Raw genomic sequence first — 22,136 nt, 5'->3', positions numbered from 1 at the left:
CCCACGAACCCCCCGAGCCAACCCCGATGACCCGTCGTCAGCGGACCGTCCCGCCGCCCGGAGTCCCTCCGTCCGGAATCCCTCCGTCTTCGGCGGAGGCGGGACCGGGCCGGACTCCCCGCGGAGCCGGCCCGCCGCGGACGACGCGGAGAGTGGAGAGAACAACGATGTCCCCGGAGAAGGAAGGCACGGCGGCGGATCGCCGACCGCGTCGCGGATCCCTGCTGTCCGTGTTCGGCGCTGTGACCGGAATGATGCTCACGGTCGTTCCGTTGAGCACCGCGCACGAGGCGGACGCCGCCGCCACATCACCGTCGCAGGGCAAGGGCACCAGGGTCAGTGCCTGGTCCCCCAGCATGACGACCGGCGGCCCGTCCTTCGACAACCAGACCATACGGATGGTGGTGCACAGCAGCGTCGCGGGCTCGGGCGTACGCATCACCCTGTCGAACCGGTACGGCACCGCGCCCCTCGATCTCAGCACGGTGGACCTGGCCGTCCAGGCGAGCGGCGGCGAGGCGACGCGCGGCACCACTCGGAACGTCGCCTTCGGCGGCTCGCGGCACGTCACGATCCCCGTCGGCGAAGAGGCGGTCAGCGACGTCGTCCCGATCTCGGTCAGCGCCGGCGAGAACCTGCTCGTCAGCCTCTACGTCCCCGGCGCCACGGGAACGTCGACCTGGCACTCCGACGCGTTCGACACCACGTACATAGCCTCCGGCAACCACGCCGGGGACGACGGCGCCGCCGCGTTCGGCACCACCACGACCTCCTGGTACTACCTGGCCGGGATGGACGTCGTGTCACCGACCGCGAGGGGCACCGTCGTCGCCTTCGGCGACTCCATCACGGACGGCTACCATTCCTCGACCGGCACCTACACCCGGTGGCCCGACTTCCTCGGTCGCCGGCTGGGCTCCGGACCGGGCCCGCAGAAACTGAGTGTCGTCGACGCCGGAATCGGCGGCAATCGGGTTCTCACCGACGTCCCGAACCTGTGGCAGGGGGTCAGCGCTCTCAAGCGCTTCTCCCACGACGCCCTCGGCCAGCCAGGCGTCAAGGACGTCATCCTCTTCGAAGGCATCAACGACATCGGCAACAACGCGGGCCCCGACGGCCGGGCACTGACCGCGCAGGACCTGATCGACGGCTACCGCACCCTGATCGACGAGGCACACGCCGCCCACGTCAATATCATCGGCGCGACGCTGATGCCGGACAAGGGCAACGGGTACTACACGCCCGACGCGGAGAGGATCCGCCAGAGCGTCAACCAGTGGATCCGCACCAGCGGCGCTTTCGACGGTGTCATCGACTTCGACCGGACCATGCGCGACCCCGCCGACCCGGCGGCCCTCAACCCGGCCTACGACTCGGGCGACCACATCCACCCCGACGACGAAGGGATGGAGGCGATGGCCGACGCGATCGACCTGCGGCTCCTGCGCACCTGACACGGCGCCCCGAACCGGATCAGCACCGCCCGCTCGCTGATCATCCGCCGTCCGCCGTCGCGATGGACTCCGGCCCTCGTCTCAGGTGACCGGCCCGCCGACGGGCGGGCGGCGACGGGCGGGCGGCGACCGGTCCAGGGAGCCCGGGGCGCCGCTCTCGCGCCCTCGCATGGGGGCAGATGGTGACGCACCGGGGAAGGGTCCGGGTCGAGCGGCCGGCAGCCGAGGTCGGCTGGAGCCGTAAGCGTCCGTGGTCCCGGCGCCCGGTGTCGAGCCCGGCGGGGCGGGCACGGGGGCATACTCCGGGCAGGCGCGCGCAAGGAGCTGTGGTTCCCTGTAACCCCGAGCCCAGGCCCCGAGGAGCAGCCCATGACCAACGCACCTGTCCCCTTCCAGGTGTACGAGGCGGGAACCTACCTGCACGGTACGAAGGCGGCGCTTGTTCCAGGGGATCTGCTGATCCCCGGGTACGCCTCCAACTTCGAGGAGGGGCGTACGTCCCGCCACGTGTACGTTTCCGAGACCCTGGATGCCGCCGTCTGGGGCGCCGAGCTCGCAGCCGGCGACGGGCCGGGGCGGATCTACGTGGTGGAGCCGACCGGCGACCTGGAGGACGATCCCAATGTCACCGACAAGAAGTTCCCGGGCAACCCCACCCGCTCCTATCGCACACGCGAGCCCGTGCGCGTCGTGTCGGAGCTCAAGGGCTGGGTCGGGCACTCCCCCGAGCAGATCGAGGCCATGCTGACCGGGCTGGCCGACCTTCGCCGCCGCGGCATCGCCGAGATCCTGGACTGACGAGGGCCACCGAGCCCCCGTGGGCCGTGTCATCGGTCCGGGCCGCCTCGCGCGGCACCCGTCAGACGGCACCCGTCAGGCGGAAGCCGACCGCTGCGGATCCGGCAGGTCCGGGTGGCGGGGTGGGCCGGTCAGCGCGCGCTGTCCGGTCTCGTGGCCATCCTCGTCCTGCGCGACGGCCGCCCCGGGGTGCCCGGCCCCACGTGCCGTTGCTTTCACTGCTGCGCGGAGCGCACGATCACCACCGGGCAGCTCGCGTGCTGCGAGACGTGCTGGCTGACGGAGCCCAGCAGGGCGCGCGCGAACCCGCCCCTGCCCCGGCTGCCGACGACCAGGACCTCGGCTCCTTCGGCGGCCCGCAACAGGACGTCGGCGGGGTTGCCGTGCACCACACGGGTCCGCACCGAGCCGGCCGTGTCCGCGCCGAGCACGTCGGTCAGCTCCTGGCCCATCTTCTGGCGCGTCTCGTCCTCGTCGACGTCCATGTCCACGGCGGGCCCCGACCAGCCGTACAGGCCCGGCAGCTCCCACACCGCGACCGCCTCCACAATGCCGCCGACCAGACCGGCGTAGCGCACGGCCCAGCGCAGGGCGTCGTACGAGGACCGCGACCCGTCGACACCGACCACCACCCGGCGCTCGGAGGCATCCTTGTCCATGCGTCCCACCTCTCGTTCGGTGTGACCCGGTTCTTCGGTGTGCGCCCACCGGGCCGGTCCGCCCCTGTTCCCCACGCTGCGGGACCCGTCGCCACACCGCCACCCAGCCGGTTCCACTTGCTCCCACGGGTGTGCGATTCGGCCCCGCCTCCGGGTACAAGAGGAGAGATGCTGGGTGTGTGACCGGTCGCTGTCCGGTCATCGGGGCGAGCCCCTCCGCCAGGAAGGGCCCGGCGTTCCCCGGAGCATCCCGCACTCGCGAACTGGAGGGCCGATGAGCCGACGCACTCAACCTGATGCGCGGGCCGAGCGGACCTGCCGCGGTCCGGCGCTGCCCTCGACGAGGAAGACCCGGCGGCGAGCGGGGCCCCGGCCGGCCGGTTCCGGTCGGTTGAGCGCTCGCAGCGCCGACGGCGAGCGGATGCTGCTGCCCGGTGGCACGTGGCGGCGCGTCGAGACCATCAGGGTGCGCAGCCTGTTCGGATGAGTCCGCAGGACCGCTCCCGCCCGTGCGCCCGGAAGCGTGCCGCGCCGCCCTCACCGCCGTTCGGGCACGACCGCGACCGGGCACTGGGCATGGTGGAGGAGGGCATGGCCCACACGGCCGAGCTGGAGTCCGAAGTGTCCCTTCCCGCGTCGTGCCCCGACGATCACGAGGTCCGCCGCGGCCGACCGGTCCACGAGGACCCTGCCGGCCGGCCCCTCGACGACCGCCGGGCGCGTCCGGACGTGCGGATACTCGTCGATCGCGGCCATGAGCCGGGCGTCGACGACGGCGGAGGCGTTCTCCCCGGATGTGTCGACCGGCCCTCCGGCCTGTATCGGGTTGCCGCTCCTGTCGTGGGCGGTCCTGCGCCAGGCACGCACGACGTCGAGGACGCAGCCGCGCACCCCTGCCTCCTGGAAGGCGAAGCGCACGGCTTCCGCGCCGGCACCGGTTTCACCGAGGCCGAGCAGGATGCGCCCATGCCCACCCTCCAGGCCCACCCGGTCGCCCCGGACGACGACCGCCGGGCAGGGGGCCCGGGCCGCCACGGCCAGACCGACCGAGCCGAGCAGCAGTCCCCTGAGCTCGCCGCGGCCGCGTGAACCGGTCACCAGCGCGAAGGCCGCGCCGCCCTCGCGCACGAGAGCCGCCGCCGCGTCCTCGGGCACGATGTCGGTGGTGATCTTCACGTCCCGGTGGCGGCGTTCCGCCCGGTCGGCCGCCGAGGCCACGATCTGCTCGGCCAGCACCTGCTCGGAGGGCCGTCCCGGACCCGCCGGGGGCAGGCCGGCCTCGTAGCGCTCCCAGAGGGAGGCGTGGACGAGCCTGAGCGGGAGACCGTGCCGGACGGCTTCGTCCACGGCCCAGTCGACCGCGACGAGGCTCGGCTCCGATCCGTCGACTCCCACGACCAGAGGGAGTGTCATCGTCCCCACCGCCTTTCCTGGGGCCGCCTGTCGCGCCGTACACCGCGAGCGCGTTCACGGTCCCGGCCGGAGGTCGTCGGCTCCTCACGAAGACGTGGCCGTACCAGAACATCATGGTCTCTCACCTGCTTCGGCCCTGCCCCGTGGCCGGATGCGCGAGCCCGCGGGGACAGGGCGGAGAGCGCCGCGGCGATGCTCCGCCGGGGCGCTCCCGGGCGGCGGTTCAGCCGTCCCATGTCCAGTCGGCGACCTCGGGCAGGTCCGTGCCGTGTTCCCGGATGTGGACGTGGTGGCGCTGGCGGGCGTCCTCCATGTGCTGGCGTACGGCGGCCGCGCGGACGGCGAGGCCGGGGACGCGGTCGATGACGTCCATGACCAGGCGGTAGCGGTCCAGGTCGTTGCGGACCACCATGTCGAAGGGGGTGGTCGTCGTGCCGATCTCCTTGTAGCCGCGCACGTGCAGGTGGCGGTGCCCGGTACGGCGGTAGGCCAGGCGGTGGATGAGCCAGGGGTAGCCGTGGTAGGCGAAGATCACCGGCTTGTCCGCCGTGAAGAGCCCGTCGTACTCGAAGTCGCTCATGCCGTGCGGGTGTTCCTCGCTCGGCAGCAGTCGGGCGATGTCGACCACGTTGACCACGCGCACGGCCAGGTCGGGCAGGTGGCGGCGCAGTAGCTGGGCCGCGGCGAGGACCTCCTGCGTCGGCACGTCACCCGCGCACGCGAGCACCGCGTCCGGTTCACGCGTACCGTCCTCGCTGCCGGCCCACTCCCAGATGCCGGCGCCCCGGGCGCAGTGGACCTTCGCCTCCTCCATCGGCAGCCAGTCGAAGCAGGGCTGCTTGCCCGCCACGATCACGTTGACGTAGTCGCGGCTGCGCAGGGCGTGGTCCGCCACGGACAGCAGTGTGTTCGCGTCCGGCGGGAAGTAGACCCGTACGGCCTCGGGGCTCTTGTTCAGGATGTGGTCCACGAAGCCGGGGTCCTGGTGGGAGAAGCCGTTGTGGTCCTGCCGCCACACATGGGACGTGAGGAGGTAGTTCAGGGAGGCGACAGGAGCGCGCCAGGGCAGGCGGCGGGTGGTGCGCAGCCACTTGATGTGCTGGTTGACCATGGAGTCCACGATGTGCACGAAGGCCTCGTAGCAGGAGAACAACCCGTGCCGGCCGGTGAGGAGGTAGCCCTCCAGCCAGCCCTGGCAGGTGTGCTCGGAGAGGATCTCCATGACCCGGCCGTGCCGGTCGAGGTGTTCGTCCACGTCGAGGGTGGCGGCCTGCCACGCCTTGCCGCTGGCCGCGTAGACGGCCTGGAGCCGGTTGGAGGCGGTCTCGTCGGGGCCGACGAGCCGGAAGTCGCGGCGGTCCGTGGTCGCCCGCATGACGTCTTCGAGCAGGTCACCGAGGACACGCGTGGGTTCGTGCAGAGTGGCGCCGTGCTTGTCCACCTCGACGGCGTACTTCTCCAGGGGCGGCAGAGGCAGTTCCCGCAGGAGGAGGCCGCCGTTGGCGTGCGGGGTGGCACCGAGCCGCCGGGCACCCTCCGGGACGCATGCCACGACGTGTGCGCGAGGGGCGCCGTGCTCGTCGAACAGTTCCTCGGGACGGTAGGAGCGCAGCCACTGTTCCAGCTGCCGCAGGTGTTCCGGGTTGTCCCGTACGGCGGCCAGCGGCACCTGGTGCGCCCGCCAGGTGCCCTCGACCGGCAGTCCGTCCACCTCGGCGGGACCGGTCCAGCCCTTGGGCGTGCGCAGCACGATCACGGGCCAGCGGGGCCGGTCCGTGGCCTGCTCCTCGCGGGCGGCACGCTGGAAACCGGCGATGCGGTCGACCGCCTCGTCCATCGCCGCGGCCATCGCGCGATGGACGGCCGTCGGGTCGTCACCGGTGACATGGATGGGGTCGTGGCCGTAGCCACGCAGAAGTTCGTCGAGTTCGGTTTCCGGGAGCCGGGCCAGCACCGTCGGGTTGGCGATCTTGTAGCCGTTCAGGTGCAGGATCGGCAGCACGGCGCCGTCGTGGACCGGGTCGAGGAACTTGTCGGAGTGCCAGGAGGCGGCCAGCGGCCCGGTCTCCGCCTCCCCGTCACCGATCACGCAGGCGACCAGCAGGTCCGGGTTGTCGAAGGCCGCGCCGTAGGCGTGTGACAGGGAGTAGCCGAGTTCACCGCCCTCGTGAATGGAGCCGGGGGTCTCGGGGGCGACATGGCTGGGCACCCCGCCCGGGAAGGAGAACTGCTTGAACAGCCGGGCCATGCCGGCCGCGTCCCGGGTGACGTCCGGGTAGGTCTCGGTGTACGACCCCTCCAGCCAGGAGTTGGCGAGCACGGCCGGGCCGCCGTGTCCGGGCCCCCAGATGCACAGCGCGTCCAGGCCGCGGGCCTTGATCACGCGGTTGAGGTGGGTGTGCACCAGGTTCAGGCCGGGTGAGGTGCCCCAGTGGCCGAGCAGCCGTGGTTTGACGTGCTCGGGCTGGAGCGGCTCGCTCAGCAGGGGGTTCGCCATGAGATAGATCTGGCCGACGGAGAGGTAGTTCGCGGCGCGCCAGTGGGCGTCCAGGGAGGCGAGCTCCTCGTCCGAGAGTGCGGCGGGCGCCGTGCGCGTGTCGACGGACATCCGGATCCCTTTCGTGTCGGGACGGCGTTCGGGGGTTTCTTGTGTCTCGGCCTCTGTACGACCACCTTCCATCGACGCGCCGGGTTCCCGACAGGGCCGTTCGGGCCACCGACCCCGGAACGGGCGGTGCCGTGGGACCTGACTGCCCCGGTCGGCACCCGATCGGACCACGCGTCCGGTCGGCCGACGGTGCCGTGCCCTGCCGTCGCTCCGACGGGGAGCCGTCGGGCCGACGACGATCGACGGGTCCGGCGACCACGACGGGGGCGGCGCGGGCACGGTGCTGCGTCCGGGGGGCGGGGCAGGGAGCCGGCTTCGGTGCCCTCGGCAACGAACCGGTCTCCGGCTCCTGGTCCGGTGTCACGGCACCCAGGCCGGCCCGACGGCCCGGAAGGCGACGGGGACGCCTGCTCCGTCTGCTCCCTCCAGGTCCGCCTGGCCATCGAGGAGATGCCGACCTACGCCGACCATGTCGGCCTGCACGCCGAGGAGATGAGCCACGGGACGAGCAACTGGGCTGAGCCCGCCCCGCGTTCAAGCACTCCGCCCTCGACCGCGCCCGCAACTGACGGCTCACCGGCCGCGTCCCGCAGGCGGTCACCGTGCGAGCGCACGGGTCTCCGCCCATTCTGGAGGTGAGGGGGGGTGTGACGGCGGAGGAGGTAGTGAAGATGCGGACCGTTGTCGATCTCACGCGCTGCCAGGGATACGCACAGTGTGTGTTCCTCGCGCCGGGCGTGTTCGAGCTGCACGGCGAGGAAGGCCTCCTCTACGCCACGGCCGTACCCGACGACCAGGAGGAACGCGTACGCCAGGCCGCGGCGGCCTGTCCGGTCCAGGCCATCCTCCTGGGTGAAGAGGTGAGCAGCGGTGCCCGATGACCTCAAGGACGGCCGCATCGTCATCGTCGGTGCGTCGCTGGCCGGGCTGCGGGCCGCGGAAGCGCTGCGCGAGGAAGGCTTCACCGGCTCACTGACCGTGGTCGGGGACGAACCCCACGCACCCTACGACCGTCCGCCGCTGTCCAAGCAGGTGCTGCTCGGGCAGGCGACGGCGGAGACCACCGAGCTGCCGATGCGCCGGGACCCGGACGCCGAGTGGCGGCTGGGCGTCCGCGCCACGGGCCTGGACCTGCTGGAGAAGCGGGTGCTGCTGGAAGAGGGGGAGTCACTGCCGTACGACCGGGTGTTGATCGCCACTGGCACCCGGGCGCGGCCCTGGCCCAACAAGGAGGAGGCCGCGCTGGAGGGCGTGTTCACCCTGCGTTCCCGGGAGGACGGCGCGGGGCTGGCCGAGCGGCTCGCCGCGAGGCCGGAGCGCGTCCTGGTCATCGGCGGCGGCTTCACGGGCTCCGAGATCGCCTCGGCGTGCCGGGAGCTGGGAGTGCAGGTCACGGTCACCGAGCGCGGCCCCGCTCCGCTGGTCGGCGCGCTCGGCGGCACCCTGTCGAAGCTCGCGGCCGTCATGCAGCGCAACCACGGCGTGGACCTGCGCACCGGCGTGACGGTCACCGCCCTGAACGGCAACGGAGCGTTCACGGGTGCGGAGCTGTCCGACGGCAGCCGGATCGACGCGGACGTGTGCGTGGCGGCGTTGGGAGCGATCCGCAATGTCGAATGGCTGGCGGAGTCGGGGCTGGCGGTGGGCCCGCGCGGCATCGCGTGCGACGCGGGATGCCGGGCCTTCAACATGTACGGGATCGTCACCGACGACGTCTTCGTGGCCGGCGACGTCTCCCGCTTCCCCCACCCGCTCTTCGGCTACCAGATGCTGTCCCTGGAGCACTGGGGCAACGCGGTCGAGCAGGCCCAGGTGGCGGCCCACAACATGGTCAGCCCGGGCCCGCTGCAACGCCCGCACCTGGCCGTGCCGGTCTTCTGGTCGACCCAGTTCGGACTCAACATCAAGTCCGTGGGCGTGCCCACCTACTCGGACCACGTCGTCATCGCCCAAGGCTCGCTGGAGGCCCGCCGTCTTGCCATGGTCTACGGGTACAAGGGCCGGGTCACCGCGGCCGTCACCGTCGACATGGCCAAGTCGCTCGACTACTACCGGCATCTGATCGAGACGGCCGCCCCCTTCCCGCCCCCGCCCGGCGCGCCGGACCGCGCGATCGCGGCCGACGTCACGATCCCTTCCGACGTGCCCGATCCGTCGGTGCTGTCCCACGGCCCGACCGTCGCGCTCACCGGTCACCTGCCCGACCGCCGACTGACCGTGGTGTAGCCCACGTCCCGCTCGACCCCGAGGAGCCGCCATGGCCTCCGAGACCCTGCTGGCACGCATCACCGACTACTCCAACCGCCCTGACCCGTACCCGCTGTACGCGGAACTCCGCGCGGCCGGTCCCGTGGTTCAGCAGACCGACGGCAGCTACCTGGTCGGCACCTACCACGAGGTCGCCGCCCTGCTCCACGACCCGCGGGTGAGCGTCGATCCCCGTACCCGCGGCGGGGAGGCGCAGCAACTGCCGTTCCTGCGGCTCGACGACCCCGAACACCACAGACTGCGCACCCTGGCCATGCGGCCCTTCGGTCCGCCGCACAGCCCGCACCGCGTCGACGGCATGCGCGGCGAGATCGACCGGATCACCCAGGAGCTGCTGGCCTCCTTCCGTGCGGGCGAGCAGATCGATCTGGTCGACGACTTCGCGTACCCGCTGCCCGTCACGGTCATCTGCCGCCTGCTCGGCGTGCCACGCGAGGACGAGCCCCTCTTCAGGGCCTGGTCCGACGCCCTCGTCGCCGCCGCCGACGTCAGGGCCGGTGCGGACACCACCGAGACGGACAAGGCCGGTGAACAGGCGAAGATGGAGATGGGCGGCTACTTGGTGAACCTCGCCGAAGAGCGCCGCGGCAAGCCCAGCGACGACATGCTCTCCGCCTTCGTCAACGAGCCCGACCCGGCCCTGCGGCTCACTCGGGAGGAACTCGCCGAAACAGCGGTCCTGCTGCTCATCGCCGGGCACGAGACCACGGTCAACCTCATCACCAACGGTGTGCTCACCCTGCTGCGCCGGCCCGAACAGCTGGACCTGCTGCGCCGCGAACCGGACCTGCTGCCCCGGGCGGTGGAGGAACTGCTGCGGTACGAGCCTCCGGTCCACATGCGCGAGCGCATCCCGCGGGCCGACATCGACGTCGCCGGCACCACCGTCCCGGAAGGCTCGTCCGTCATCCTGGTACTGGCCTCGGGCAGCCGCGACCCCAAGCGGTTCCACGAACCCGACCGGTTCGACCCCACCCGTCCGGACAACCAGCACTTCGGCTTCGGCAGCGGCATCCACATCTGCTACGGCGGCCCCCTGGCCCGTATCGAGGCGTATTCCGCGCTCGGCGCCCTGCTCCCCCACCTCGGCACCGCCCGGCTGGTCCAGGACCCGCCCCCCTACCGTCAGAACGCCATGCTCCGCGGCCCCCGCCACCTGCCCATCCAGCTCTGAGGCACGGCACCGCACACGGCAGGAAGGAGCGACGGGACGGGGACGACGACCGCGCGGTGGCGAACCGGCGTCACGTCCCACGTAACCTTTCCCTGTGCCACCCTCCCGCCTTCGCCGCGTCGCCGTCCTCGTCCTGGAGGGTGCGAAGCCGCTCGACGTCGGAATTCCCGCGCAGGTCTTCACGACCCGCGCGAGCATGCCGTACGAGGTGCGGGTGTGCGGGGCGGCACCCGGTCTCGTGACCGGCGGGGACGGCCTCGCGTACCACGTCGCCCACGGCCTCGACGCGCTTGCGTGGGCCGACATCGTCTTCGTCCCCGGCTACCGGTTCCCGGATCGCGACGACCCGCCGCAGGCCGTGATCGACGCGCTGATCACGGCCCACGACCGGGGCGCGCGGCTGGCCGCCATTTCCACGGGCGCCTTCGCGCTCGCCGCCACGGGCCTGCTCGACGGCAAGCGCGCCACGACGCACTGGCACTACACGCGGGCACTCGCGGCCGGGCATCCGCTCGTCCAGGTGGACGAGAACGTGCTGTTCGTCGACGAGGGCAGCGTGCTCACCTCGGCGGGCGCCGCCTCCGGCATCGACCTGTGCCTGCACATCCTGCGCGGTGATCTCGGAGTGGCCGCGTCCAACCACGCGGCCCGGCGTCTGGTCGCGGCCCCCTACCGCAGCGGCGGCCAGGCACAGTACGTCCCGCGCAGTGTGCCCGAGCCGCTCGGCGAGCGGTTCGCCGCGACCCGTGAGTGGGCGCTGCACCGGCTCGGCGGGCCCCTCACCCTCGACGTACTGGCGCGGCAGGCGGGAGTCTCGCCCCGCACGTTCTCCCGGCGCTTCGTGGAGGAGACCGGCTACACGCCGATGCAGTGGGTGATGCGCGCCCGCATCGACCTGGCCCGCGAACTGCTTGAACGCTCGCAGCGCAGCGTCGAGCAGATCGCCGACGACGTCGGGCTCGGCACCGGCGCGAACCTACGGCTGCACTTCCAGCGCATCCTCGGCACCACACCGAGTGAGTACCGGCGCACCTTCACCCGGGGCGAGTGACCCGCCCGGCACCACGGCGGCTGGCGGGATCCTTTTGGACCCTGGCGATCCCGCCACTGTCGGCGGTGCGGACCGCGGGCGAGTCTGGTGGCGAACGGAAGGGACATCACTCATGACTCGCATCGCCATCAACGGATTCGGCCGCATCGGACGCAATGTGCTGCGCGCACTGCTGGAGCGCGACAGTGCCCTGGAGATCGTCGCCGTCAACGATCTGACAGAGCCCGCCGCGCTCGCCCGGCTGCTCGCCTTCGACAGCACGGCCGGCCGGCTCGGGCGCCCGGTGGCCGTCGACGGCAACACCCTCGTCGTCGACGGCCGGCGGATCACGGTGCTGGCCGAGCGGGAACCGGCGCAGTTGCCGTGGGCCGAACTCGGTGTCGACGTCGTCCTGGAAGCCACCGGCCGCTTCACCGCGGCCAAGGCCGCCCGGGCCCACCTCGACGCCGGGGCCAAGAAGGTGCTCGTGAGCGCGCCGTCGGACGGCGCCGACGTCACTCTCGCGTTCGGCGTGAACACCGACGCCTACGATCCGGCGGTGCACACGATCGTCTCGAACGCCTCCTGCACCACCAACGCGCTCGCGCCGCTGGCCGCGGTCCTCGACGAACTCGCCGGCATCGAGCACGGGTTCATGACGACGGTGCACGCCTACACGCAGGAGCAGAACCTGCAGGACGGCCCGCACCGTGACGCCCGTCGCGCCCGGGCCGCAGGCGTCAACATCGTGCCGACCACGACCGGCGCCGCCAAGGCGATCGGCCTGGTGCTGCCGAACCTCGACGGCAGGCTGTCGGGCGACTCGATCCGCGTGCCGGTGCCGGTGGGCTCGATCGTCGAGCTCAACACGACCGTCGCCCGCGACGTGACGCGCGACGAGGTGCTGGCCGCGTACCGCGCCGCGGCGGAGGGGCCGCTCGCCGGCATCCTTGAGTACTCGGACGACCCGCTCGTGTCGTCCGACATCACGGGCAATCCCGCCTCGTCGATCTTCGACTCGGCCCTCACCCGCGTCGACGGCCGGCACATCAAGGTGGTCGCGTGGTACGACAACGAGTGGGGTTTCTCGAACCGCGTGATCGACACGCTGGAACTCCTCGCCACCCGCTGACACCCCAGCGCGGTTCGGGGGGTGTCCGCTCGGTGGGGGGACTGCCCGGCGGTCGATGGCGCCGCGACTGTCCAGGTTGTGTGCGACGGCCCCGCGTGTTCACGGTGTGAGCATGCGGTCCTGCTCCACCGGGGGTGTGCCGTCGTACCAGTCCAGGGCTTGGCCGAAGCGGACGAGTTCGCCGTAGAGGGCCGGATCGACATGTTCGGCGAGGACCAGGTCGAGCACGGCTTCGGCGGCCCGGGCCGGTGACTGGGCCTGGCTGTAGTCGCTGAACCAGGGGCGGGAGGTGGCGGTGTCGACCATGCCGGGACACACCGCCGCGATCAGTGTGCCGTCGGCGAGATCGCTCTCACGGCGCTCGGCGGCGACGGCGCGGACGGCGGCGACCTGAGCCACCTTCGAGGGGACGTTCAGCCAGACCGGCCAGCCGGCCTCCTGCGCGGTCCGGTCGTGGACGGCACGGCGCCACGATTCGACGGCGCACTCGACCTGGTCGAGACTCGCGCCGTCGAAGAGGTGGTGCAGCCGGGGATCCAGGTGACCGAGGGTGCCCAGGCTGCTGGCGACGACGAGCAGCCGGCCGCCGGGGCGCAGGACGGGGCCGAAGGAGCGCAGAATCGCGTGCGTGGCGGTGTTGGAGACGTCGATGAACTCGTCGGCCCGCCCGGCCTGTGACTCCTCGGGCAGCACGCGGGCCACCGCGTTGGACAGGACGACGTCGACACCTCCGTACCGGGCTCGGAGATCCCCGGCGAGACGGGCGACGGCGTCGGTGTCGGTGACGTCCAGGACCCGGCCCTCGACCTGGGCGCGGGTGCCGGGCAGCCGGCCGACCTCGTGTGCGGCGTCCGTCACGCGCGGGCGGCTGCGGCCGGTGAGCAGGACCAGGTCGTCCGAGTCCATGCGGGCCGCCAGTCCTTCGACGAGGGCGCGGCCGAGTCCTTGGTTGGCGCCCGTGACGAGGGCGATGCGCGGAGCGTTCATGCACGCCACGCTAGGAAGCGGGGTGGTCATGAGTCCAACGAAACCTGGGCACACCCCCTATGCGCGAACGTCATGGCGTTCCCGGAGGCGTCGTCGCGCTTCCGCTCGGTCGTAAGGTGATGCGGTGCATGACCCGGTGGCGGTCGCCGTAGTCACGGTTGGCGTAGTGGGCCGTACTGCGGTTGTCCCACAGGGCGACGTCACCGGGTCGCCAGCGATGGCGTACGACGTGCTCCGGCTTGGTGACACCGGGTGCTCGACCGGCGTCAGGTCGGTGAAGACCTGGCCCTCCCAGAGGTTTCCGCGGCCTTTCCGACGCTGGGCGAGGTAGTACCCGAACTCGCGGGTGCCGTCGTGCACGGCGGTGAGTGGGTCGACCAGCTTCCGCAGGCCCGGTAACAGCGATTCGTAGGCGAGTTGGCTGTCGGCCCAGTTCGTGTCACCGCCGTTCGGCGGCAGCACCACGGCCCGCAGGACGGAGATCGCGGGCGGCCGTCGTACGAACGTCACGTCCGTGTGCCAGACGTCGGCGAACCCGTTGTCCTGGCTGTCCAGCGAGTACACCTCGGGGGCCACGTCACCGGAGTCGTGGATCGGGTACCTCGCCCAGGCGCCGGCCGAACTCGATCTGCTGGGAGTCGTCGAGGCCGTCCTGCCCTCGCACGAAGAGCACCTTGTACTTCACGAGTGCTTGCCGGAGCGCGAGGACCTGGTCGTCGTCGAGGCGACCGAGATCGATGCCGCGGATCTCGGCTCCGAAGTGCGGGCCGAGCTCGGTGATCGGCAGCCGTACCGCTGCGGGCCGTTCACTGAGGCTGCTCATCCGTCTGTGTTTCCTTTCCTCGATAGGGAGGTCAGGCCGCGGCGGCGGCCTTGACGGCGTGGGAGACCTCCGCGCGCAGTTCGGCGAACTCCAAGGAGTTCCGGAGCTCTTCGGCGTCGACATCGCCACGCGGCAGGGGGTTCGGCAGGTCCAGGGCCACGGTTCCCGGCCCCTTCGTCAGCACCACGATGCGGGAGCCGAGGAACACCGCCTCGTCCGCCGAGTGCGTCACGAACACCGTGGTCCGCCCGGTCTGGGCGGTCACCTGGCGGACGTCCTCCTGGAGCCGTTCCCGGGTCAGCGCGTACAGCGCCGCGAACGGCTCGTCGAGCAGGAAGAGCGGGTTCTCGGCGGACAGGGCGCGGGCGATGGCGACCCGCTGCTGCTGACCGCCGGAGATCTCCCAGGTAGCCTCTTGTCGGTGCCTTCGAGACCCACCCGCGCCAGCAACTCCGCCCGCCGCTCGGGCCATTGGCCGCGGTTCACCCCGGCGTACCGCAGTGCCAGGTCGATGTCGCCCCGCACGGTACGCCACGGGAACAGCCGGGGCGTCTGGAACACCACGCCGGCCGACTCACCGGGCCGCGGCTCGGCACCGGAGACCCGCAGCGAGCCGTGGGTGGGCTGCTCGAATCCGGCGATCAGCCGCAACAGCGTGCTCTTGCCGCAGCCGGAGGCGCCGACCAGGACCAGGAACTCGCCGGCGGGGACGGTCAGGTCGACCGGCCCGACGGCGGTGACGGTCTTCCCGCCCCGGCGGTACTGGTGGGTGACGTGGTCGAGGCGCACGGATCCGGCATCCGGGGTCTCCGTTCCGCTGTCCTCAACTGCCAGGTGTGCCGCTTCACTTGAGGACATCCGACAGCGGGAGGGAGAAGCGTCAGAAACGCTGAATCATGCGCCTGTTTCCACAGCAGTACCCGCTCCCCGCAAAGAGCGTCCCACTCTCTGGACCAGGTCTCTTGCCCGATCGTTTCGACCCCGGGCCGCCGTCGCGGTACGCCCTGCCCGGCGGGCCCTCGAAGAGCGTGCCGAGCCCGCCTTCCGTCTGCGTTCCCGCCCGCGGGCCGCCGTCCGACCCGGGCGATCCGTGACGGGTACGCCGGACCGGTTCCCGGTCCGGCGTCGCATCAGTCCCGGCTGCCGCCCAGAACCGTGTCGATCAGGGCCTCCGCCGCCTCGGGGGCGCCGGCGAGCCGCCCGGCCTCGCGGATCTGGCCCTCGTCCAGAGCCCCCGCCTTCACCAGCTCGATCGCCTCGTGGATGCCGTCTCCGTCGCCGTGCGCGAACATGACGAAGAACCAGCGCACCGCCTGCACCGGGTCCGGAGTGGTGCCGAAGCCGTCGCGATACCAGCGGGCTGCCGCGTTCATCGCCCCGGTGTGCCCACGCCCGGCCGCCCAGACGTACCAGCCCAGCGCGTCCTCGTCGCGGTCCAGCGCGGACAGCCGGTCGCCGAGGACCGCGCCGGCGGCCACGATGCCCTCGCGTGCGGCGGCCTCGAACAGTCGCAGGGACTCGTCGGGGTCGTCGACCAGTTGGGCGAGGTTGAACATGGCGTAGGCGTCCCCGCCCTCGGCCGCCGCCCTGAACAGTCCGGCGGCACGCGCCTCGTCCTTCTCGACGCCGAGACCCGTCGCCAGGATGTGCCCGTAGGTGCGCTGACCGGCCGGAAGCCCGGCCTCGGCCGCCGCGCGGGCGTGACGCACGGCCCTGGGGAGGGCCGACGCGTCGAAGTACTCCAGGTAGATCCCGGCGAGCAGCGCGGCGGCCTCCGCCGACCCACCGTCCGCCAGCGGTTCCAGCTCGACGGTCACCCGGGCCGCCAGCTCGGCACCCTCCGCACTGCCGTCCATGGCGGCCCGGACGAAGGCGTGTCCCGCGCCCACCCAGTCCCCGGCCTCGGCCGCCCTGCGCCCCTCGTCCAACTCCATGCCGAAACCTTATGCCGTTGTCCCGTGGTTCAGGCTCGGCGCCCTGCCCGGTCTCGGCGGCGGTGACGGTGCCGTCGAGGCGAGGATGCAGCCGGAAGCCGACGACGAACAGGACCCGGCGATCATTCAGGGCGTGCTCGACGGGCGTCGCCCCTCTCTGCGCGGGCGGTCCCAGGGGAACCAGGTCGCGTCGTTGCGGGCGTTCCCCACAGCCGCCCTGCCCCGGCCCGTTCCGGCGCAAGGTCCCGAGCCGCTCGCCGAGCCCGTCACCCGGGCGGAACCTCCAGTTCGTCCGCCCACCGCGCATCCGGTGGCGCCCTCATGCCGGAATGACTGGTGAGGGTCCGGGACGATGCGCCCGGACGAGCGCCCGTGACCTGAGGGATGCGGGGAGTCGGTGCGCTCCTGAGCCCCTGCGCCACGGTGTACGGGGCTCAGCCCTCCCACGCGGTCCGGGCACGCCTGGGGGCACACCGACGTCCGTCCCCGTCCGGGAAGCGACGCGGACTCGGAACCCGGCAGCCACGGGCCGGTGCGGTCCGGTGCCGTGCGGTGCGCTGCGCAAGAGTCGGGGGGACGCCGTACCGGACTCCCCGACGGCAGCCGGTTTCGTACTCTTGCGGCATGCGTATGCGCCCCACTCTGAGCTGGACCCCCACCGAGGACCTGCCGCCCGGCACCACGGATCTGGAGCCGGTCGCCGATGCGCTGAGCGCCGGCGGTGTGCTGGTGCTCAGCGGGGCGGGCATCTCCACGGAGTCGGGCATCCCCGACTACCGGGGCGAGGGTGGGAGTCTGAGCCGGCACACCCCGATGACCTACCAGGAGTTCACCGCCGGCGCACGGGCCCGGCGCCGGTACTGGGCGCGCAGCCACCTCGGATGGCGCACCTTCGGCCGTGCCCGCCCCAATGCCGGGCACGGGGCCGTGGCCGCGTTCGGACGGCACGGCCTGCTCTCCGGCGTGATCACCCAGAACGTGGACGGCCTGCACCAGGCCGCCGGCAGCGAGGGCGTCGTGGAACTCCACGGGAGTCTGGACCGGGTCGTCTGCCTCGGGTGCGGCGCCCTCAGTCCGCGCCGCGAACTGGCCCAGCGGCTGGAAGCGGCCAACCCGGACTTCGCACCGGTGGCGGCGGGCATCAACCCGGACGGTGACGCCGACCTCACCGACGAACAGGTCGAGGGCTTCCGCGTACTGCCCTGCGTGATCTGCGGCGGCATCCTCAAGCCGGACGTCGTGTTCTTCGGCGAGGCGGTCCCCCCGCAGCGGGTCGAACACTGCCGCGAGCTGGTCCGTGAGGCAGCCTCACTGCTGGTCCTCGGTTCCTCACTGACGGTGATGTCCGGACTGCGGTTCGTCCGCCAGGCGGCCCAGGCCGGGACGCCGGTGCTCATCATCAACCGCGACCAGACCCGAGGCGACCGGCACGCCCTCACCCGGGTCGCGCTCCCGCTGGGGAGAGCCCTCACCACCCTGGCCGACCGACTGGACATCCCCGTCGACGTACCGGCCTCGCCCCGGACCTGAGCCTCGACCGGAAAACGGCCCCCACAGGAGCGGCCCGCGCGACGGCGGCGGGCGACGCTACCGCGATCCGGCGGATCGTCACGCTGTGGTGACCCGTTCAGCAGGACCATGGCATGCCCCGTGCCCGCCCGGCCCCGGACCACCCGCGGGTGTGCCGCGCAGGACAGACCGGTCGGCTGTCACCGATATGGAGACGGGGCGGTGGGTGATGAGTACTGATGACCTCCGCATCGGTGACCTGCGTAAGCGATCAAGAGGGAACCCCGGTGCGCCTGACCGGGTGACATGTTCGGCTGCTCGTCAGGTTGCGGAACTGACGGACTGTCGGTTGCCTCGTGTGCGGAACACACGAGACGTGCCGCGCAGCAGGCCGGACACGGTTCCGTTGGAGGATTCGCATGCGCTACAGACACATGGGTGCGGGTATCGGCCTGGTTCTCGGTGCCCTCGGGCTGCAGATCCCGGCCGCTGCCGCCGCTGACGACTCGGATGTCAGTATCGAGCCGTGGAACGCCCCACCGGGTTCCACGGTCACGGTCAGTACGAGCGCCTGCGACGCTGACGCGGATTACGGCAAGGGCTGGTCTGAAGCGGGAGGGGAGTTCCACCTCTTCGCAGGCGAGCAGGAGGGGGTGCTCACCGGCGAGTTCCAAGTCCCCGAAGGAACCCGGCCGGGCGACGACACAGTCACCGTGAAGTGTCCTCCGCTGACCATGGTGACGGAGACGTACCGGGTCGTCGGACGGCCTCCGAGCGGTTCGGTCAGTGCCGGCTTCGGACCGGGCGAGGACACGGATGTGGGGCTCGCCCTGGGCGGTGGGCTGCTCGTCACGGCCGCCGCCGGGGGTGCGGTCTGGTTGTGCCGCCGCCCGAACGGCAACCGAACCTGATCAGCGACCCTGACCACCGAACGTGATCAGCGAACACACCACCCACTGCGACACACCCGCCGTGAAGCAAAGACTCGACCGCGATGGCATCCAGACACCACACCAACGCTCACCGAGCTCCGTTCATCCCCGCGGTGCTGCTTCTGACCTGCATGATGACGGCCGGTGTCGTGCTGCTGATCAGCGCGGTGGACGACGGCAAGCCACCCCCGCGGCCATCGGCAGCCCAGTCCTTCTCGACCTCGGCGGCCCCCACCCGCCCTGCCGTCCACCCGCTGCCCCCCGCAGATCCGGTCCGGCTGCGGATCGCTGCCATCGGGGTGAACGCCCCGATGACACGAGTGGGCCTGGACGCGGCAGGAGCACTACGGACTCCGCCCCCTGACAAACCCGGCAGCGCCGGCTGGTACGGCGACGGCACGCCTCCCGGCTCGGCAGGAACCGCCGTCGCCACCGGGCATGTGGACACACCCACCGGCGAGCCCGGCGTCTTCTACGACCTCGGCGCCCTGACCGAGGGAGCCACCATCGAGATCAGCCGGGCGGACCGGCGGACAGCGGTGTTCACCGTAGGCGCCGTCGAGCTCTACGACAGGGAGGAGTTCCCCAGCAAGAAGGTCTACGGCAGTTCCGGACGGCCCGAACTCCGGTTGATCACCTGCGGCGGCGGCTACACCAAGCGCACCGGCTACCTGGGCAACGTCGTGGTCTACGCGACGCTGACCGCGGTGACGTGACCGGCCGAACGGAGCCTGACCGCGAGCGCCTCCGGGAGCCCAGCCACAGTAATCTCGGGTCATGTCCGAGACATCGGTGGCGCGCTTCTACGACGAACTGGCCGACGACTACCACCTGATCTACTCGGACTGGGATGCCGGCGTGCGTCGGCAGGGGGAGGCCCTGGACGCCCTGGTCGGCCAGGATCGCGCGACGGTGCTCGACTGTTCCTGCGGCATCGGCACGCAGGCCATCGGCCTTGCGCTGCGCGGGCACAGCGTCACCGGCACCGACCTCAGCCACCGCGCCGCCGCCCGCGCTGTCCGTGAGGCCGCCCGCCGGGGCCTGAGCTTGCGCACGGCCACCGCCGACATGCGACGTCTACCGTTTCCCGATGGCCGGTTCGACGCCGTCGTCTGCGCAGACAACGCGCTGCCTCACCTGCTGACAGAGCATGATGTGCGGGCCGCCTTGACCGAGATGCGCCGCGTGTTGCGTCCCGCCGGCCTGCTGCTGGTCAGCACGCGCCCCTACGAGGACCTGCTGCGCGACCACCCCTCTTCGACGCCCCCACAAGTGCACCGGGCCGCCGACGACGGAGAGCGGACCGTCACCTTCCAGCTCTGGCGCTGGCACGACGACGGCGAGCACTACGACATGGAGCATTTCCAACTCCTCCCGGAAGGCGGAGAGTGGCGCGTCAGGGTCCGCCGGACCACCTGTTGGGCGCTCGGCCAGAGGCGGCTGGCCGACCTCGCCGCCCAGGCCGGATTCGTCGATCCCGGCTGGCGGACGCCGCAGGAGACAGGCTTCTTCCAGCCGCTGCTCGTGGCCCGCGCCGGCGAGTAGGGCAGGGCGGCGCCCGGGCACCTCAGGAACCGCGCGTTCGAGCTCGACACGCGGTCCAGGGCCACCGATACACGCCGTGTCCGACAGCCCCGGACGACGGGCGACTCCAGTGGGTGAAGGAGCGGGCCAAGTCGCCCGGATTCCGCGGGCAGGCCCGTGTCTCCGGCGGTGCTGTCAGCCGTTCAGGGGCTGCCAGTGGTCCTTCCGGGTGGGACCGACGCTGCTGAGCCATACCAGCGTCCCGCCGATCAGGCCGGGCTTGTCCCGCGTGGCCAAGGTCGGCGCTTCGAGCATGTCGGCAGCCTCTTCCAGGTAGGTGACGAGCGTGTCGAGTTCTTCGCCGGGGTCATCGTTGTAGCGGGACCAGCAGCCCAGGAAGCCGGTGGCCGCGTCCAGGTACATGCCTGAGCTGTGGTCAGCCGGGCCGAAGGAGAGGACCGGGATCCAGGTGGGCTTCCAGAAGGTGATCCGCCCGTCCACTGGACGGTTGGCGTTGAGAGTGTCCTGGTGAGCCTGCACGTCCATGTTCAGCCGGTAGGTGGCGGCCACGGCGTCCAGGGGCATCAGAGTCCGGTTGCCGGGTAGGCATCCCCAGCCGTTGACTCCGTCGTCACCCGCGGTCATCAGCCACAGGACGTGGAGCTCAAGGGGTATCCGGATGCCGAGGTCGCCTTCCAGAGCCGCGACGGCGGCGGGCTCGGCACCGGCGCGCAGAGCGGCATAGGAATCGGGGGCCTTGTCCTGCAGCCGGCGGACGATGCGGTGCCAGGCGTCGGCGATCTCCCGTACGGTGACCGCGGCGGCCGCGGTGTCGGCCGGCTGGTCCTGGTCTTGGTCCTGCCCCTGGTCCTGGTCATGCTCATGGGTGTCCGGGTCGGGCTCGGTGGGCTTGGTCAGTCCCAGGTAGCGGAACTGGATCCGGTCCGGCTCGCGGACGTAGCCGACGGAGAAGTCGGGACAGTCCTCGAACATGTCGCCGTCGACCGCCACACTGAGGATGCCGGGCAGCCCCGAAGGCTCGCCCATGTCAGGGTCGTCGGCCAGTCGGCCGGCCAGGACTTTCAGGGCGTAGGGGACGCCGGCGCCGAGCCGGGCGGCGGTGTCGCGTACGTCCGGTGGGATTTCGACGTTCACGCCTGGTGCTCCTCGCCGGCCGGGTGAAAGGGGTGATTCATTATGAGGAGGAGTACGACGTGCTGACCAACATGGGGGAACCGTGCCGTCCGAGACTGGTTCGCAGTCCGTCAGGGAAGCCTCCCGCCGCATCGTGGACCTGGTGCTCACCGAGGACGACGTCTACCTCGACAGCCTCCCGGACGAGGTCGAGGGGGCCATCGGCACCGCGTTGACCGAGGTGGCGAGGATGCTGGAAGAGCCCCACGGCGACAGGGAGTTCCGGCGCGGTGTCCGGCTCCTGCTGGAGGTGGGCGCGGACGTGGCGCCACGCATGCCGAGCGAACTCCGTGACCTCTTCGAGGAGTTGCGCCTCGCCATGCGTGGGTGACCGTGCGCTGAACAGGGTCCGCGAAGGTCCGCACCACCGCGGTGTCGACGCACGGCACCGGAAGAAGGACGAGGGTGATCTCAGGACGGGGCGAGGACACAGAACTCGTGGCCCTCCGGGTCGGCGAGGACCGTCCACGGCACGTGGCCCTGGCCCACGTCGACAGGTGTCGCACCGAGAGCCTCCAGGGGCGCGATCAACTCCGCCTGACGGGACGTAGAGGTGGTGGCGAGATCGAGGTGCACACGCTTCTTCGTCGTTGTCCTGGGTTCCGGGCCGGGAACGACATCGACGCGGACGGCGACCGGGTCGGGCCGGACGAGGCCGCCGGCGGGTCCGACGGGCACGTCTCCTTCGGCGAGCGAG

At 71.6% G+C, this 22,136-nt stretch carries 18 protein-coding genes and 3 pseudogenes; 12 read left to right on the top strand and 9 right to left on the bottom strand.

The window, feature by feature from the left end:
- Positions 1-272: 272 nt before the first annotated feature.
- On the top strand, positions 273-1,454 hold the full coding sequence (locus C3492_RS28795; protein ID WP_258055943.1) for an SGNH/GDSL hydrolase family protein: 1,182 nt from the start codon (positions 273-275) through the stop codon (positions 1,452-1,454).
- Positions 1,455-1,823: 369 nt separating this feature from the next.
- Positions 1,824-2,252: an NAD(+)--rifampin ADP-ribosyltransferase gene (arr, locus tag C3492_RS28790; RefSeq protein ID WP_103815478.1), complete on the top strand. Its 429-nt coding sequence runs from the start codon at positions 1,824-1,826 to the stop codon at positions 2,250-2,252.
- Positions 2,253-2,467: 215 nt separating this feature from the next.
- Here arr and C3492_RS28785 read toward each other — a convergent pair whose 3' ends face one another.
- From C3492_RS28785 to C3492_RS28775, 3 genes are all read right to left on the bottom strand, one after another.
- Positions 2,468-2,911: a universal stress protein gene (locus C3492_RS28785; RefSeq protein WP_103815476.1), complete on the bottom strand. Its 444-nt coding sequence runs from the start codon at positions 2,909-2,911 to the stop codon at positions 2,468-2,470.
- A gap of 537 nt (positions 2,912-3,448) precedes the next feature.
- Positions 3,449-4,324, bottom strand: a complete 876-nt coding sequence (locus C3492_RS28780; protein WP_181140599.1) for a universal stress protein — start codon at positions 4,322-4,324, stop codon at positions 3,449-3,451.
- Positions 4,325-4,547: 223 nt separating this feature from the next.
- On the bottom strand, positions 4,548-6,932 hold the full coding sequence (locus tag C3492_RS28775; protein ID WP_103815473.1) for a phosphoketolase: 2,385 nt from the start codon (positions 6,930-6,932) through the stop codon (positions 4,548-4,550).
- Positions 6,933-7,603: 671 nt separating this feature from the next.
- On the opposite strand from C3492_RS28775, the gene C3492_RS28770 reads away from it, so the two are divergent.
- The 5 genes from C3492_RS28770 to gap all read left to right on the top strand — a co-directional run bounded on the left by C3492_RS28770 (position 7,604) and on the right by gap (position 12,536).
- The gene (locus tag C3492_RS28770; RefSeq protein ID WP_103815594.1) at positions 7,604-7,813 is read left to right on the top strand and encodes a ferredoxin; all 210 of its coding nucleotides are present in this window, start codon (positions 7,604-7,606) and stop codon (positions 7,811-7,813) included.
- Entirely contained in the window at positions 7,803-9,158 is a 1,356-nt protein-coding gene (locus C3492_RS28765; RefSeq protein ID WP_103815472.1) for an NAD(P)/FAD-dependent oxidoreductase, read from the top strand. The genes C3492_RS28770 and C3492_RS28765 overlap by 11 nt, the downstream gene beginning before the upstream one ends.
- A 31-nt stretch (positions 9,159-9,189) precedes the next feature.
- Positions 9,190-10,374, top strand: a complete 1,185-nt coding sequence (locus tag C3492_RS28760; RefSeq protein ID WP_103815470.1) for a cytochrome P450 — start codon at positions 9,190-9,192, stop codon at positions 10,372-10,374.
- A gap of 94 nt (positions 10,375-10,468) precedes the next feature.
- Positions 10,469-11,425 (top strand): GlxA family transcriptional regulator, encoded by a 957-nt coding sequence (locus tag C3492_RS28755; RefSeq protein WP_103815469.1) that lies wholly within the window; start codon positions 10,469-10,471, stop codon positions 11,423-11,425.
- A gap of 112 nt (positions 11,426-11,537) precedes the next feature.
- Positions 11,538-12,536, top strand: a complete 999-nt coding sequence (gene gap, locus C3492_RS28750) for a type I glyceraldehyde-3-phosphate dehydrogenase (protein ID WP_103815467.1) — start codon at positions 11,538-11,540, stop codon at positions 12,534-12,536.
- 99 nt (positions 12,537-12,635) lie between these two features.
- Here the strand turns inward: gap and C3492_RS28745 are convergent, their stop codons facing one another.
- From C3492_RS28745 to C3492_RS28730, 4 genes and pseudogenes are all read right to left on the bottom strand, one after another.
- Positions 12,636-13,523 (bottom strand): SDR family NAD(P)-dependent oxidoreductase, encoded by an 888-nt coding sequence (locus tag C3492_RS28745; RefSeq protein WP_103815465.1) that lies wholly within the window; start codon positions 13,521-13,523, stop codon positions 12,636-12,638.
- Between the two features lie 70 nt (positions 13,524-13,593).
- Positions 13,594-14,346, bottom strand: a pseudogene (locus C3492_RS46690) (TauD/TfdA dioxygenase family protein).
- Positions 14,347-14,377: 31 nt separating this feature from the next.
- A pseudogene (locus C3492_RS28735) lies at positions 14,378-15,204 on the bottom strand (ABC transporter ATP-binding protein).
- 272 nt (positions 15,205-15,476) lie between these two features.
- Entirely contained in the window at positions 15,477-16,280 is an 804-nt protein-coding gene (locus tag C3492_RS28730) for a tetratricopeptide repeat protein (protein ID WP_103815464.1), read from the bottom strand.
- Positions 16,281-16,904: 624 nt separating this feature from the next.
- Here C3492_RS28730 and C3492_RS28725 point away from each other — a divergent pair.
- The 4 genes from C3492_RS28725 to C3492_RS28710 all read left to right on the top strand — a co-directional run bounded on the left by C3492_RS28725 (position 16,905) and on the right by C3492_RS28710 (position 20,266).
- On the top strand, positions 16,905-17,810 hold the full coding sequence (locus C3492_RS28725; RefSeq protein ID WP_181140598.1) for an NAD-dependent protein deacetylase: 906 nt from the start codon (positions 16,905-16,907) through the stop codon (positions 17,808-17,810).
- Between the two features lie 398 nt (positions 17,811-18,208).
- The gene (locus C3492_RS28720; RefSeq protein WP_103815462.1) at positions 18,209-18,700 is read left to right on the top strand and encodes a sortase; all 492 of its coding nucleotides are present in this window, start codon (positions 18,209-18,211) and stop codon (positions 18,698-18,700) included.
- A 152-nt stretch (positions 18,701-18,852) separates the two neighbouring features.
- On the top strand, positions 18,853-19,437 hold the full coding sequence (locus C3492_RS28715) for a class F sortase (RefSeq protein WP_103815590.1): 585 nt from the start codon (positions 18,853-18,855) through the stop codon (positions 19,435-19,437).
- A gap of 61 nt (positions 19,438-19,498) precedes the next feature.
- Positions 19,499-20,266: a class I SAM-dependent methyltransferase gene (locus C3492_RS28710; protein ID WP_103815461.1), complete on the top strand. Its 768-nt coding sequence runs from the start codon at positions 19,499-19,501 to the stop codon at positions 20,264-20,266.
- A gap of 174 nt (positions 20,267-20,440) precedes the next feature.
- On the opposite strand, the gene C3492_RS28705 is transcribed toward C3492_RS28710, so the two are convergent.
- Positions 20,441-21,400: a hypothetical protein gene (locus C3492_RS28705; RefSeq protein ID WP_103815459.1), complete on the bottom strand. Its 960-nt coding sequence runs from the start codon at positions 21,398-21,400 to the stop codon at positions 20,441-20,443.
- 82 nt (positions 21,401-21,482) lie between these two features.
- Here C3492_RS28705 and C3492_RS28700 point away from each other — a divergent pair, with 82 nt between their 5' ends.
- Positions 21,483-21,770, top strand: coding sequence for a hypothetical protein (locus tag C3492_RS28700; protein WP_258055941.1), 288 nt, complete (start codon positions 21,483-21,485; stop codon positions 21,768-21,770).
- 86 nt (positions 21,771-21,856) lie between these two features.
- Here the strand turns inward: C3492_RS28700 and C3492_RS28695 are convergent.
- Positions 21,857-22,111, bottom strand: a pseudogene (locus tag C3492_RS28695) (VOC family protein); the annotation flags it as partial.
- Positions 22,112-22,136: the final 25 nt, after the last annotated feature.

Source organism: Streptomyces sp. Ru62 (assembly GCF_002920615.1).
Taxonomy (GTDB): domain Bacteria; phylum Actinomycetota; class Actinomycetes; order Streptomycetales; family Streptomycetaceae; genus Streptomyces.
Note: the sequence above shows the minus strand (reverse complement) of the source record. Positions and strands in the feature narration are given on the sequence as shown.